The following is a 15,584-nucleotide window of genomic DNA, read 5'->3' on the forward strand; positions in this document are numbered from 1 at the left end:
TATAAAAACTAAAGATTGGGCAATAAGTCTTGGAAAAAGTAGTAAGTAGTAAGTAGTAAGTTTTAAGTCTAAGAAAAAGAAAATTAGCATGGTAATTATTTTCCCTTAATGGTTGGCTCAATAACAAAACACAAGACTTTGGCCTCAAAACTAATGACTAAAGACTAATGACTCCAGACTAAAGACTCAAGACTCAAGACTCAAGACTCAAGACTCCCTCTACCTCCTCCTCTTCTTCCACCAGATAATAAATCCGGTTACGGGAAGACTAGCTGCGATTAAGCTTGCCAAAAAGGAAAGGATCTTATGGGGCACACCGAACAATTTACCCGTATGCAGATCGAAGTTTGTAGCTTCAATAAAATCTGCTCCGTTATAATCCTGATAAAGCTTGGCTCTTAGCGGCGTACCGGTGGCCTCATCAAAGAAAAAGGTATTCTGATTTCGGGCCCATCGGTAAGGATAAATCATCCTTAAGCGAAGTTCTCCTTTTGCCCTGACCGAAAAACTGGTAGAAAGCGCGCCGGGGTATTTTAAACTCGCTTCCCGGTAAAGCTTGTTGTACCTTTGAGCAACCGATTTAATGGTATCTACCTTAGCTCCTGCTATGGCTTTTCCCGGTGTTAACTTTGTGCCTGTAAAGAAACTGGCAGCAGTTTTTACTTCTTTAAAAGCAAAATAAAGGCCGCTTAAAGCAGTGATTAATAAAACTACTGCAGCGTAAAAGCCGAGCACATTATGTAAATCATAATTCAGCCGTTTAAATGATGCATCTCTTTTGATGGTTAATGATTGTTTGAGCAGTCGCCTCCTACCTGGAAACCACAGCAGCAAACCGGTAATCAGCATCAGTACGAAAATAACTACCGACCACCTCATGATGAACTCACCAGGTTCTCCCAACAACAAAGAAGTGTGCAGTTTTCGGTCAATCTCGATCCAATCTAAGCCCCTTTTACTTACCAATGCCGCGGTATAAGGGTTAAAGTAATACACCTCATCTTTCGAAGTGCTTAACTCAACTGTAGCATTAGGATATTGTTCGGTAATTCTGATCAGCTTGAGTTTAGCCTTTGGTGCCAGTTTATCAAATTGTGTAATGATCTGATCTAAACCTGCAAAAGGTTTTTGCTGAAGGGGTACAAAGCGAAAATCCTTCTGGGTAGCAGCCCTGATCTCTTCTTCAAAAACATACAATGCTCCGGCAATACTAATGATCAGTACTACCAAACCTGTAGTTAAGCCTAACCAAAGGTGAATTTGCCGAACAATATTTTTAAACTTTTTATTCATTTATTTAGAACGCGTAACCCACTGCAAAATTAAAGCGACGGCCATTACCCCTCACATAGTTTACATTACTGCCATAAAACTGAGATATAGCCGGATAGTATACTTTGTTCAATATATTTTCTAATCCTAAAGTTAAACGTAAAGCAGGGGTCATTTGATAAGCGCTTGCTAAATTAAAAAGATTAAAGGCTTTTACAGGACCTTCGCCAATCAGGTACTTACCTGCCGCATTTTTAGCAAATCGATCGCGGTTGCCTACCCGCATCCAATTTACATCGATACTGAGGTTCTTAACTCCCGAATATTTAAGGTAAATGGTTGTTTTTGACGGCGGTATCCTGGTTGTATTCAAATAAACATCCTTTTCACCATCATAATTTCCATCATCATCCACATCGCCTTTACCTTCTACCTGAGCATAATTACCACCAATGCTCAATGATTTTAGCACCTGATAATCGGCCTGGATTTCAAAGCCATACACCCGCTCAGGGATACGCTGAGAAATATAAGTACCATTTACCTCCAGTAAGTTTGCACCCAGCTTAGAAGTGCTGTAGTAATACGCAGCGCTTAAATTCAAATTACCGATGGTACTGCTGAAACCTGCTTCATAATTATTCACAATGATGGGTTTAGTTTCCAACTGCGATAAAGTATTAGCCTTTGCGGCCCTCAATACCCTTCCCAGTTCAAATACTGAAAATGACTGCGCATAGCTGATAAAGGGGTTAAAGAATTTGAATTTAGAATATCTTGCACCGGCATTAAAAACCAATGCATTGTAATTTAACTTACCACCCTGAACAGCGATACTGCCGGCACCATTTGCGCCTGTAGCTAAAGTATTAAAATCATCTACATCGATATTGATATTCTCTACCCTTAATCCTCCCTTGATGGTTAAATCGTTCAAAAAGGTAGTGGAAGCCTGCAGATATGGTGCAAAGTTTACCATATTCATATCAGGCACCCATAATCTGCCGTCGGTTAAGCTTTGTGCAGTTTTATCGTTCATTAAATCTAAGCCATAGTTAACCTGTAGCGATTGTTGCGCTGTTAAGGCAACTGGCGTATTCAAATTAACCCTTGCGCCTTTTTTAGTTGAAGTGATAGCCGATTGACCACCGCCGAAAAATGAAGCTGAGTTTGAATAAATGGTATAGAAATCCTGATAATAAAGGTTTGCGGTCAGGTCAGTTTTTCCAAAGATTTGTTGATTAGTATACTGTAAGTTGGCATTATGGTTAAAACGGGTACCCTCATCCTCTCCTAATCTGGTCCCATAAACGCCAATTGCAGGCGATTGCCCGTAAACGCCATCTTTTGTGATGTACCTGGAACGTTGTCTGGAACTGAAGTAGTTATACATTAATTGTATGCGTTGTTTCGCTGTAATCTGATAACCCAGTTTTGCAAAACCGTTGTAAGAGCGGGTTTCACCTAAACCATACTCTGGCGAGATTACCAGGCCTTCCGCATCGCGGAATACACCCGTCTTCTCAAACATACCGCTCAGCAGGTAATCAAACTTAGCTGATTTTCCATATAACTGCTGAGAAAAACGGTAACCAATGGTACTATCGCCTTTTAAATTTCCGGTGATTCCTGCCTGAGAATAACCACCAAAAGACTTGCTTTGATCTGCTTTTTTAGTGATGTAATTGATTAAACCTCCCTCGGCTCCGTTGCCATAAATGGCTGTTGCTCCTTTAATTACCTCTACACGTTCTATTACAGTAGGGTCGATACTTCTGATATCTCTGCCTCCCGCTCTTAACGGTGTAGATTGTGGAATTCCATCTATTAACACCAAAACGTTTCTCCCCCTAAGGGTTTGTCCGGAATTACCTGTTTGATTGGTAGAAAAACCTAAACCAGGTACGCTATAGGATAAGATATTAGCTAAATTGGGACTGATGGTAGATTGTGTACCGATTTCTTTTGATGTTAAAACGGTTACTGATGAAGGGGTTTGCGATAAAGATTCTGGTCTTCTGCTTGCTGAAACAATTACATCATTAAGTCCTTCGCTTTGCTCTTTTAAAACAAAAGTAAGGCTGGTTTCCGCTGACACTTCGATAGTTTGTTCTAAGGCATTAAAACCCATAATAGAGATTCGGATTTTCTGTGTGCCTACAGGAACTCCGTTTAGCACAAAAGCGCCCTGTTTATCGCTAATTGTTTTTAAGTTATGTTTTCTGATTTGAATATTGGCAGCAGGAATCTTGTTACCCAATGAATCGGTTACCAGTCCTTTAACGGTGCCTGTACTGGTTTGTGCAAAAAGAGAAGTACAGCATAAAAATAAGATGACCGCTATCACAGCGCTTAAGTATGATTGTTTCATTATCGCTAAAAAATTTCCGCAAAGCTAACATTATTTAGACTGATTAAAAATTAATTTTCCTTAACATTAGGAATGAATAGCATAATGGTTTGGCCACGAAAGCCTGATCAGAAATATAAGGGTAACTTACTCAAAAATTTCTTTTTTCCTCACCGCCGGAAGGGCTCTTACCTTTTTCTTGATAAAAAGGTAACCAAACCGAGCCTTAGCGAGCTCATGAATGCCATTGAAAACAATAAATACTAATGAATAAATCAAGGCTTGCATCCTTTCTTGGCCAGGAGCATCCGAATGCTGATGGCGATAATAAGAGGCCTTTCCTCCACACAAACCCACTCGCGCTGCTTATTCCCTTGGACAGCAGGTAAGCGTTTGAAACTGCAAGCATTCAAATGTCCTATCCGGCGAAATGCTGCCAGGCCGGAGGCGTACTTCGGAAAAGCCAGTTAATTATTTAAGGCAGTTAACGAAATGCATAACCTTGCAAATCCATCATTCCTCCGCAGGAATGAGTCAACATCGAACAGATAACTTAGTAGCCATCGTAAACTAACTCCCCTCCTTTTTTCAAGGAGGGGGTGTGTAAGCCCATGTGGTGGCAGGGGTGGTAAAACATCGTAGAATCCCATGAGCATTTTAACCATATAAGGGATGTAAGAACATACAAGTTAAACTTACTCAATTCTTAACGCAATAGCCTTGCCACCATGCTTCGCCACCCAGCCAGGCCTTACCACTGTTTCTCCGTTCCACTCGGATCGGCCTAATAAAGTTTTCGGGATGCACTGCCCACGCCACAGCACTAACTTTCAAAGAAAAGTTTTAAGCCGACACTTTATTAATAGTTGTTCATTGTTTTTTAGTTGTATTAATGAGCTCCCCGATGTAATATCGGGTTCGGTTTATTTCTTTTGGTGTCAAAAGAAAGACGCCCGTCCGGCCAGGACAAAAAGATTCCTTTCTTCCTCACCGCCGGAAGGGCTCTTACCTTTTTCTTGATAAAAAGGTAACCAAACCGAGCCTTAGCGAGCTCATGAATGCCATTGAAAACAATAAATACTAATGAATAAATCAAGGCTTGCATCCTTTCTTGGCCAGGAGCATCCGAATGCTGATGGCGATAATAAGAGGCCTTTCCTCCACACAAACCCACTCGCGCTGCTTATTCCCTTGGACAGCAGGTAAGCGTTTGAAACTGCAAGCATTCAAATGTCCTATCCCGCGAAATGCTGCCAGGCCGGAGGCGTAATTCGGAAAAGCCAGTTAATTATTTAAGGCAGTTAGCGAAATGCATAACCTTTCAAATCCATCATTTTTGCATTAAACAGTAAATTACAATATAATTGAACCATAACGCCTCTAAGAAAAGATTAATGACCAGGTACCACTGATTCTTCAATAAACCGCCTGATCACAAAAGCCGGAATCACCAAAGTACTTGTTCTGCTGAACCGGGCTATATTAATCCCCAAAAAGTTGCCTTCCTGGTCAAAAACAGCTGAACCACAGGCGTTGCTTTTAACCGTGCCATCGTGTGCAAATACGCGTTGAAATCCATCCCTGCGAATAGACTTACCACCTTCAAATTGTTCTGCCGGGTGGTTGAACTTTCCTGTTGTCAAGCCATCCAAAACAAATGTTTTAGAAACAATACCTGAAGTATTTTTCCAACCTAAAGTAAGCGAATCACCGGGCCAAAATTTTAACATTTCGGGCGCAAATTCATTAGCCCTGCTTATCGCTTTACCATTTATGCTCAACAATTCATCGCCTACCTGTAAACCAGCCCTACTGGCGGGACTATTAGGCTTTATGAGGGAAAACTGTGCAGGCTGGGAATTAAACATCACCATTGCCCCTAAATATGCCTGACTGCTTATTTTTGGTAAAGCAAATAAACTACTGCTTAACACACTTGGAATTACTTGACCGTCAGATTTAAGTGTGTATATTAATTTCCCCATAGTTATGGCTGAAGAATCAGCAGATATACCATTAAAATCTATCCCTCCTTTAATCTTTTGTTTTAGTTCCAGCAGTATCAGATCGTTGGTTTTATCTTTTGCCAAAACCACTATTGGAATTTCTTTGTACGCAATTAATTTTGGATTTTTGGCCACCAAGCTGAGCTTACTGATCAAAAACTGCCGCTTTCTTCCGTTAATGTTTTTATTAAACAAAACACCATCAACAGTCTGTATTTCAGAATTTAAAGAATTAACAAAAAGAACACCTGAAGGATTGCTTACCTGCTTTTTTAAATCCGGGTGTAAAACTTTTTGTCTATTCTCCTCTATGATCGTTTTTAGCAACGGGTCGGGTATTAAGGCCTCCTCCTTTTCTGGAAAGGTAGTATAATTTACTTCCAGCTGTAAGGCCGTCCAATATTTGCGGTATAAATCAACCGGAATTTCAAAGTTCTGATCTTCTGCCACATCAATCGCGCTGTGCAGGCCTATTACCCTACCGTGGTAATCGAATAACGGGCCTCCAGAATCACCAGGCTCCATTTTACAGGTGGATCGGATAAAACCATACTTATTTTTAACCTCCGCAACTTGTCCAAGCCTTAATGTAGGCAAAGTTTGGTTCAGGCTTTCTGGATAGGAAATACTGATACAAGGCTCATTTTGCACCAAACTACCAGAATACCCCATTTCGGCAAAAGGCCAGATTCCTTTATCGATAATCTTCATCATCCCAACATCAGGCATACCAGGGGTGGATGGGTTATCAATTCTACCTAATGCCAAAGCGATGCACGCTTTCCCATCGGGAAAAAATACTTTATAATTTTTACCGGAAACAATGGTATGTGCAGCAGTAAGGATATATCCATCTGCACTAACGACCACACCACTAAATTGAGCACTGGTTCTCTGGTTCTGTTGTACATCAAAACCCCACATCCTGACACTTGCCGGATAAGCTTTTTGAATGGCCTGATTGATGACCTTTTCAAACGCCTGAATTTGCCGTTTTTGGCCAATTGCATTTAAACTGATCAATATCATAGCTATGCAAGTAACGATACCTGCATACAGCTGTTTATATTTTTTCATGATATTTTATGGAATACTAAAAGCTTTATCCTAATTCTTTAACAGCATTACCTGTTTTTTTTAGAAGAGAAAAACAAAGCTTAAAAACTGATTATTAACAAGGTATGGCCTTTAAAGGCCATACCGAGTGCATAGGTAGATAGAGATTGAGCGTTAAATATTATAAGTTGTCGTCTGAAATGCTCCAGATTACTGATTGAAAATTTCGGCTAGTTTTTTATTTAAAGGTTCACCCCTTAATCCGTTACCAATGATTTTACCTTGCGCATCAACTAAAAAGCTCGCAGGAACTGCACGGACACCATATAAACGTCCAACTTCATTGTTCCAACCTTTCAGGTCCGAAACGTGTGTCCAGGCCAACCCGTCTTTCTCAATGGCCTCTAACCAGCGTTCTTTTACATTATCGAGCGATACCGAAATGATATCGAAACCTTTGTCTTTGTAAGTTTGGTATTGCTTTACCAAATTTGGATTTTCAGCTCTGCAAGGGCCACACCAGCTTGCCCAGAACTCTACTAGCACCACTTTACCTTTAAAATCAGCTAAAGCAACTGGCTTTCCAACGGCATTATTCTGCGTAAACAAAGGTGCTGTTTTACCTACTGCGGTGATTCCGCTGGCCTCCATGCGCTGAGCCAATTCCCGTCCCATATCTGTAGCCTTCAATTCTTTATTCAGCGCATTAAATAATGGTTGAACTTTAGCCACATCAACTTTGCTTCCAGCTGCTTCTGAAAGCGCAACCAGTGCGAAATAAGAATTGGGGTGTGTTTTAGCAAACAAGAATTGTTTATCCGTTCTGGTCTGAAGGTTTTTGCGATAACGCTGATCTACCGCTTTCATATAAGCAGTATCTTTCTGCTGCTCAGGCGTTCCACGGTTAAAATCAATATTCACAGCCTTTGTTAAAGCCATAATGGTTCCGCCAATTTCTTTGTTATAAGCTTCAGATTCATCATAAATTTTCGATCCGGTAAAAACGGCATTTTGTAAAGAATCTTTAGAGGTAACGGTAAAATGTTCTTGTCCAAAATAGAAGTAAATTACATCTCCTGTGTAAACGGCGCGTCCTTTACCTCCACCGGTATGGTCTAAGGCCATGCGGGCGTAGGCATGTCCGGAAACATGGCCTGTAAATTTAAAAGAACCATTTACCAGGGCCACAGAATCCTCATGTCCAACACCATTGTCCATGTAATCGATATAAGCCATAGCCGGCTTATTAAGGTTGCCAATTTTACCTGTCAAACTGAAATTAGGCGTTTGTGCAGCGGCCAGAAATGGTAGCAATATGGCCGCTATAGTTAATCTTGTTATATTCATTTTTGTATGTTTTTATCCTCTTTAAGTTAGTTTATTGATCACTGGTACATAAGTAAATTGTCCGAATCCAGGTATCTACTATTTCACTCCATGGCCTGTAGCTCAAAGACCGTTTTCATTTGCATTGGTCATTTGGCATTAGTTCATTGGTCATTGGTTATTGGTCATTGGTCATTGGTCATTGGTCATTCGTAAAACGCTGAACGTTTCAGGTCTGACATCTCACATCTCAAATCTCACATCTCAAACCTCTGCTTACTTCCTGATCACGATATCTACCGGAGATCCGGGAATTCCGTTTATGGTTTGTGTAATGACCCCGTTTTTACCCACACTCACGTCAACTGTATAAACAGAACCGGCTGCTCCAACTGTAAGGGTATTATCATCTGCACTGATTTTCAGCATCGTAACTTTTTTGCCTCCAAAATCAGCATCAAGGACTTTAAGATCTTCGTTAAGTGGATTATAGCGATAGATTTTATCATTTGCACTGAAGTAGAATACATTCAAACTGTTGCGTTGCCATTTGGTATCGGCATTTACCAGAGATCCCCCTTTGAAAAGGCGTTTATTTTCTGCTTTAATCCTCCTGTTAACAGAATCGAAAGTATAGCTAAATGTTAACTCATAAATGCCTCCATCTGCTGCTTTGAAGTATGCATAGAAAGTACCTGCTTGTCCGGTTTGCATAAAAAGCAAATTATCCATCCCAATATTCTTTGGATCAAATGCTTTTCCATCAGGATCTACCACATAATCTTTGCCCAGGTAACTGCCGTCTCCGGCGAAAGTGACAAAGCCTTTTGATTTAACATCAAAACCAAAATAAAAGCCATTGGTACGGGTAAAATATTTAGACAAAGCATAATCTCCTGCCTGCTCATTGGCAAACTTGCCATAATCAGGCGCAAATGGTGCGGTAGACATTACACCAACGTATAGCTTGTCATTTATCACCCCGGTTGGTACGGTACCCATATAAGCCTCTAAACGTCCTGTGGTTATGGTTGCTGGCGGTGTAAAAAACTGATCGTTAAAATAAGCTTTGCGAAGAAGCGTACTGGCTTCTAAAAGGGGACTTTTCTTTGCCGGGTCGTTACACAATACCCAAAACTGCTGATTGGTTATGGGCTGATATGGAAGCGGATCTGAAAAGTATAACTGAACCGGATTTCGTGGCAAATCTTCATTATGAAAAGATTTATAAATGTCGGGCAATACCGTATTATCTGGTTTTACAAAAGACAATTTGGCCAGGCCGTTATCATCACTTAAAACCAATTTACCAGAACTGAACTGTGTGGTACCCAAAACTTTAAAGGGAACTACATAACGTAATCCATTACGTTTATCTGTAATAATCAGCTTTGCTGTACGCAAACCTGGAGCCAGATTATAAACAATCCTGAGTGGATATCCGGTATAAACATCGCTTCTAAGCTCTTCATTTACATCTATTCTCCACTCAAAAGACAAGTCTTTCTGCGGATCTGCATCGGCAAGGCCTATCGTGGGTTTAAGCACCAGTGAATCTCCCAGAAGCGCTGCAAAAGTAGAATCTTTAAAGGCACTTAATGTTGGCTCTGAAGGTGGATGATAATCGTAATTACCCAAATCCTTTTTACAAGCCGTATATAAACCAACCATCAAGGCCAGCACTAAAATTAATTTTAATTTCATCTCTACGTTTCTTTAATGAAGGTTAAATAATAATCTGCTTGCCACTCTCATCAACAAAGAAATAGCCATTTACCTGTGCGAAATACTTTAAAGTAAAGCGCTTGGTGGGTGCAGATTCACTGTAGAATTCATATTCATCGCTCCCATTGGTTTTTTTCAACAAAACATATCCTTTATCAGGATTTCTGGCAATCCATGATGCCGGGTCTTTAAGAAAAACGCGGAAATTATCGATAAAATAAAGGGTTCTGGGGATTTCTAAATAAGCATTTGGTTTAGACATATCCACTAAATCCACTGTTCCAGAAGCAATGAGGAACAATTGATGCTTAATCCTTCCGTAATCACCCAATTGGGATTGCCAGTATATCCACCAGCCTGGTCTTTCCAATCGGTTTGAAAAAATGATTTTCTTGGTTCTTAAAGCCAAAGGAAGTCCGGCTGCGAAATCACCTCCGGCAATGGTTCTTAAACCTAAGGTTACCGATTTATTAGCCAGTGCATCATCGGTATTCTTTAAGATAACCGGGATTTTCAATGTACCTGAATCAGCTGGCAAAGTATAACTTGTTTTTAAGGCTTCGTAATGTGTCCCTTTAACTGCTGTGGTTAGCGAATCTACAACACTGAGTACAAATTGTCTGCTATGGGCAACTTTAGGGCCCGTTACAATAATAGGCACCCAAATCGTATCCTGCCCTAAGCTCGGATTATACGCAAATGAATAACTTATGGTGGTGGTGTCTTGTAAGCCATCTTTATCCAGATAATGCAGATAAACATTATCGGCAGATTGGTAAGGCATCAGTTCGTTCTTTTTACAAGCCAAAAACATGATGCTTAAAAGCGAAAAATAAAATATATTCTTTTTCATCGTCTGGTCTGTTTTAGTTTCTATAAGCTTGTTCATCAATTGGAAGCGGAAAAACAAATATTTTGTCCGAAGGCGGATAAATTAATCCCGATGTGGTGATGATATTAAGGTTCAACCGTTTGTGCATAAAGAAATTCTGGCTTTCACCATAAAATTCTTTGCGGTATTCTCCTTCCAGCAGATTAATAAAATCTGTTTTAGATATACCAGCACTAACGTTGGTACCAATACCACGATGCACCCTAAGGGTATTGAAGTACGTTAAAGCATCGCCGGGACTGGTATCGAAACTGGCCTCTGCTGCGATAAGGTACATTTCGCTTAAGCGTAGTGCAGGTGCAAGCAATGGATGAAGGTTATCCAGAGGGATAGAATTTACAATGTATTTCTGCAGGTAAAAACGATCGGAATTATTGGCTGTTTTAACTAACCTAAACCATTGTTTGTAACGCCAGTCGTCTGCTCCTACCGTTCCGAGGTTGTAAATTGCATTAATCTGATCTGCAGTTGCAGAATAATCAGGATTGTCTCTGCTAAAAAGACCACGTAACTGCTCTTCTGATTTAGGAGCAAACCAACCAAACAGAATTTCATTGTAAAATACGCGATCCCGCTTAGAAACATCATCATTAAAAAAGTCTTCTTTAACAGTCCAGGGGAATTTTAATGAAGCTATTACCTCTTTAGCATTATTCAGGCTATTCATCTGGTCGCCTTTATAGAGGTAAACCCGAGCCAGCTCCCCTGTCACCGCATAATAGTTTAAACGGTGTCTTCTGTTTTGCAAAAACATCGAAGGATTTTTAAGTTCCGTAGCTTTCTCTGCTTTAGGATACCCAACCACATAACCAGCATCTAAAATGGGGTCTTTGCCTTTCAGTAAACTTTTTGCTTCCTGTAAATCGGCAATAACTTTTTCTACCACCTCAGCCACTGTAGCGTATGGTGTGGTTTTGGTGCTTACAGTAGTTACATAAGGTATGGCTTTAAAAGTGGGGTTGTTTTTATAAGAAGTACCAAACATTCTCAGCAAATCGAAATGCATATATGCCCTTAAGGCCAGGGCTTCCCCCTTTACGATTTCATAATTTTGCCCCCTGAATACCCCTTTTTGCTGATCAATAACAGCTAAAATCTGATTCACATTTCCAATCTGCTTATAAGCATTGGTCCAGATTACATTTATTTTATCCACGTAACTTGGCAATGTATAATCAAAAGCGGCAATCCGCAGGTAATTGGCATCTGTAAACTGGTAATTTTGCGCCATGATATCCAGGTTACTGAAGGTTAAGTTCCCTCCATATAAATTGGCACCTGCGAGCCCTACATAAGCACCATTTAAAGCCTCTTTAAAGCCCTCTTCTGTAGTAAAAAGCTCTTCTTTTGAGACTTCAGATTCTGGCTGAATATCTAAAAACTTCTTACAGGAAGAGAAAGCAATCAGGCTTAATAATATAAATAAGTATTTTTTCATGTTCGTATGTTTAGAATGAAGCCAATAGCGAAACGGTTAAACTCCTGGCAAAAGGATAGCTCGTTCCCCTTTCCATTTGAATACTCGAAGTCCTGAAAATATCATTCAAGGTCATTGTAGTACGTAAATTTTGAAAACCGTATTTTTTAATCAATTCTCTTTTAAAATCGTACGACAGGTAAATTGATCTCAGTTCCAACAGGTTGTCTTTCTGGATAAACCTGGAGGAAACATTGGTAGGCGATAAATCCGCAATGTTTTTGAAGAAAGTTTGATCGCCTGGTTTAATCCAGCGCTGATTCAATACCCGGCTGTCTACATTAAAACGCGGGTCGGCATTTTCAATCCGATCTACCAAAGTCTGGTTATAACTATAACCGCCAAAGCGATAATAAAAACTTAAACTCAACATGAAGCTTTTGTAGCTGATGTTCGGATTAATGTTTCCTTCGGCTTTAGGTGCCGAATCTGCTATAGGTGCAATATCCCTCACGCTCCAGTCGTAGGTTAAAGAGCCATCCCGTTTTAAGAAAATTTCCTTTCCCGTTTGCGGATCAATACCCAATGAAGGTACTGCATAGATCATACTCATAGACTGCCCTTCGTTGTAACGTACCAAGGGTGTAGATGCTGCATTTTTATCCGGGTTCGTCTGGTACTCATCAATCTTCTGGTTAAGTGTTTTAAGCGAATTAGACAGACTTACGAGTGTATTAACATTATGCGCAAGGTTTCCGGTAATGTTGATATTAAAATCGCGCGTTCTTAATGCGTTAGCTGTGAAATAGAGCTCATATCCTTTATTGGAAACATCACCTAAATTTTCCTTGTACGTGGTAAAACCTGTTGAAGGTGGTAAATCAACATCGGTAATTAAGCCTTTAGTGAGTTTGTAGTAATAACGAGGTGATATTACCAAACGATCTGCGAATAAACCTAAATCAATCCCGGCATCATAGGTTGTGGTTTTTTGCCACTGCAAATTACTATTGCCGTAACCTAAAACCTGTGCACCTAAACCAGTAGAATACCAGTTATTTGGCTCATAGCGATAAAGCGAACGCGACAGGTACGCCGGAAACGAAACCGAGCCCACTACACCTGCACTGCCTTTTAAGCGCAACTGGCTGATGAATGGCAAACTTTGCATAAAGTCTTCTTTATGTACATTCCAACCCAATCCTGTAGACCAAAATGGTGCAAAGCGTTTGTTTGAGCCGAAAGCTGAAGACCCCTCATACCTGAACGAAGCATCGAGCAGGTACTTATTTTTAAAGGAATAGTTACCCGAGAAAAATGCACCTGCCAGGCGATTTTCGGTTACATTACCCCCTGGTGCTGAGTTTTCTTTGTAAATGCGCGCAAAGCCGATATTTGTAAAACGGTCGTTAGAGAAACCTTGTGCTTCCACCAGTTTATCATCAGTTCTAACAGCTACCACATTAGCACCTAAAACAAGGTTAAAATACTGATCACCAATTTGTTTGTTATAACCCAAAGTAGCTTTACCATCAATGGCTAAACGATCGCTTTCCAATAAAGTGTAAGAACCCTTGTTGTTTAACTTATCACTTGGGTATTCATAGAAGGCGTTACTTAAAGGAGACAAAAACTTATCATTGCTGGTTTGGCTCTTGTTTAAACTAATCTGACTCTTAAAATTTAAACTTGGACTCAACTTCCAGTCTACAGAGAAGGCATCAATTAGCTCTAAATTGGATGATTTATCAAAACTTGCAAGTGTTCCTTCAAATAGTGGATTAAACACATACCTCGGTTTTATTTGATCGGGCCCAGATTGATGGGTATCAACCTTCCATGTGGCCAGCTCCTGAATAATATCTCCGTTGGCATTGGTTTTTGGATAATATGGGTTCATCCGCACATACGTGGAAAAATCTCCGTAGGGCGAATTATGACCTGTTACCTGTGTAATGGTTACTTCATTCCTGAATAAAAGCTTCGAACTCGGATTATAAGTAAAATTCATACCTCCGCTGTAGCGGTTTCTGTCCGATTCTAACATCACACCTGGTGTGGTTTCATAACGCAGATCTAAGCCATACCTGAATTTCTGATCTCCACCCTGAACGTATATGGCATGCTTTTGACGGTATGCATTACGCAAAGCCTGCGATAACCAATAGGTATCTACACCACTGGCCACATTTTTCAGGCGGTTAAAGTATTCCGCATCCAGCTGTTCCGGCGTATAACCGGTATTATCGCTCGCATCATATAAGCCAGCCAATTTTTCATAAGCCAGTTTATCTGCAGCATTTAGCACATGATAGTCGCTTAAATCAGGAGCATTAACACTTAATTCATAGTTGTATGAAAGCTGAAGTTTTCCGGCAACAGGTGCTTTTGTGGTGATTACGATTACACCATTAGCTGCTCTGGAGCCATAAACGGCTGTTGCAGCAGCATCTTTTAATAATGTTACCGATTCAATTCTGTTGATATCTAAATCTGTAACCTTTTGCAAAGTCACTTCAAAACCATCCAGCATAAATGCGGGCAGGTTATAGTTACTCGATAAGTTGTTACGATCTAAAATATTGTCTGTGTCTTCAATGGTGGGCAAAGCGGTAGCTCCCCTAACATTGATTTTAGGCAAAGCATTGGGGTCAGAACCAAACAGGTTGTTATCTAATACCTTAAAAGAAGGGTCAAAGGTTTGAATACTTTTAAGCAGATTTTGAGGGTTATTTCTTTTTAAATCATCGCCCTTGATGGTAATGGCATTACCGGTGTAGGTTTCTTTCTTGATGGTTTGATAACCCGTTACCACCACATCCGTCATCTGAGTAGCCTTTGGTGTAAGCTTAATATTTAAGCTTTTGGATCCGGTAACTTTGGCTTCAAAAAGTTCATAGCCTACATAACTAAAGACTAAAACCGTCCCCTCGTCTACGCTCACACGGAATTCTCCCTTTTCGTTTGTAACGCCTAAACTCGTTCCGTTTTTAATGGCAATGTTAACACCGGGAAGGGTTTCTCCTGTAGCCTTATCAGCAACTGTACCTTTAACTTCAATTTTCGCAGCCAGTTGATTTACAGCTTTAGGTAAATCTTCTTTTTTACTGATAACGATTGTTTTATTAACGATATTAAAACTAAGATCCTGATTCTTTAAAGAAGCATTTAATGCTTCCACCAAAGATGCCCTCTGGAGCTCAATTTCAATTTCGGGCTTGCCTTGAAGCAATTGGCCTTTATAGAAAAAGAAGTAACCTGTCTGTTTTTTTATCTCTTTAAATATGTTTTTAAGAGAAGTGGTTCTACGAGAAAGTGTTACAGTTTGAGAAAAGCTGGCTGCAGATAAATGCATGGCGCCAACTAATAATAAAATTGCAGTCAATTTCATGACCAATAAAAATTTAATCCTTACCCTCCGCATTTCGCACGCGGGGTTGTAAAGGGTAGTTAATTTCATACCTTTGTATTGAATGAGGTTAATAATGAGCAGCTGGGTCTAAAACAAGCTGCTTGTCCAAATTTCTAACCGGAAGCGTT

The 15,584-nt window shown here is 40.1% G+C and carries 8 protein-coding genes; all 8 read right to left on the reverse strand.

Translation table 11 applies throughout. From position 1 onward, the window contains the following. Positions 1 to 219: 219 nt before the first annotated feature. Entirely contained in the window at positions 220 to 1,293 is a 1,074-nt protein-coding gene (locus ACQY77_RS03880; protein WP_421939300.1) for a PepSY-associated TM helix domain-containing protein, read from the reverse strand. A gap of 4 nt (positions 1,294 to 1,297) precedes the next feature. Beyond that, positions 1,298 to 3,643: a TonB-dependent receptor gene (locus ACQY77_RS03885; RefSeq protein WP_421939299.1), complete on the reverse strand. Its 2,346-nt coding sequence runs from the start codon at positions 3,641 to 3,643 to the stop codon at positions 1,298 to 1,300. 1,370 nt (positions 3,644 to 5,013) lie between these two features. Further along, entirely contained in the window at positions 5,014 to 6,705 is a 1,692-nt protein-coding gene (locus ACQY77_RS03890) for a trypsin-like peptidase domain-containing protein (protein WP_421939298.1), read from the reverse strand. A gap of 189 nt (positions 6,706 to 6,894) precedes the next feature. Continuing rightward, the gene (locus ACQY77_RS03895) at positions 6,895 to 8,031 is read right to left on the reverse strand and encodes a redoxin domain-containing protein (protein WP_421939297.1); all 1,137 of its coding nucleotides are present in this window, start codon (positions 8,029 to 8,031) and stop codon (positions 6,895 to 6,897) included. Positions 8,032 to 8,286: 255 nt separating this feature from the next. Next, positions 8,287 to 9,714, reverse strand: a complete 1,428-nt coding sequence (locus ACQY77_RS03900; protein WP_421939296.1) for a PKD-like family lipoprotein — start codon at positions 9,712 to 9,714, stop codon at positions 8,287 to 8,289. 22 nt (positions 9,715 to 9,736) lie between these two features. Beyond that, the gene (locus ACQY77_RS03905) at positions 9,737 to 10,588 is read right to left on the reverse strand and encodes a DUF4843 domain-containing protein (protein WP_421939295.1); all 852 of its coding nucleotides are present in this window, start codon (positions 10,586 to 10,588) and stop codon (positions 9,737 to 9,739) included. Positions 10,589 to 10,601: 13 nt separating this feature from the next. Further along, positions 10,602 to 12,065, reverse strand: a complete 1,464-nt coding sequence (locus ACQY77_RS03910) for a RagB/SusD family nutrient uptake outer membrane protein (RefSeq protein ID WP_421939294.1) — start codon at positions 12,063 to 12,065, stop codon at positions 10,602 to 10,604. Between the two features lie 10 nt (positions 12,066 to 12,075). Beyond that, positions 12,076 to 15,435, reverse strand: coding sequence for a SusC/RagA family TonB-linked outer membrane protein (locus ACQY77_RS03915; protein WP_421939293.1), 3,360 nt, complete (start codon positions 15,433 to 15,435; stop codon positions 12,076 to 12,078). Positions 15,436 to 15,584: the final 149 nt, after the last annotated feature.

The sequence above is a fragment of the Pedobacter sp. genome (assembly GCF_965279535.1).
In the GTDB taxonomy this organism is placed as follows: Bacteria; Bacteroidota; Bacteroidia; order Sphingobacteriales; family Sphingobacteriaceae; genus Pedobacter.

What these genes read in the sequence shown, in the direction of transcription:
- ACQY77_RS03880 (WP_421939300.1), bottom strand. Translation starts at nt 1,293, where the DNA reads ATGAATAAAAAGTTTAAAAATATTGTTCGGCAAATTCACCTTTGGTTA.
- ACQY77_RS03885 (WP_421939299.1), bottom strand. Translation starts at nt 3,643, where the DNA reads ATGAAACAATCATACTTAAGCGCTGTGATAGCGGTCATCTTATTTTTA.
- ACQY77_RS03890 (WP_421939298.1), bottom strand. Translation starts at nt 6,705, where the DNA reads ATGAAAAAATATAAACAGCTGTATGCAGGTATCGTTACTTGCATAGCT.
- ACQY77_RS03895 (WP_421939297.1), bottom strand. Translation starts at nt 8,031, where the DNA reads ATGAATATAACAAGATTAACTATAGCGGCCATATTGCTACCATTTCTG.
- ACQY77_RS03900 (WP_421939296.1), bottom strand. Translation starts at nt 9,714, where the DNA reads ATGAAATTAAAATTAATTTTAGTGCTGGCCTTGATGGTTGGTTTATAT.
- ACQY77_RS03905 (WP_421939295.1), bottom strand. Translation starts at nt 10,588, where the DNA reads ATGAAAAAGAATATATTTTATTTTTCGCTTTTAAGCATCATGTTTTTG.
- ACQY77_RS03910 (WP_421939294.1), bottom strand. Translation starts at nt 12,065, where the DNA reads ATGAAAAAATACTTATTTATATTATTAAGCCTGATTGCTTTCTCTTCC.
- ACQY77_RS03915 (WP_421939293.1), bottom strand. Translation starts at nt 15,435, where the DNA reads ATGAAATTGACTGCAATTTTATTATTAGTTGGCGCCATGCATTTATCT.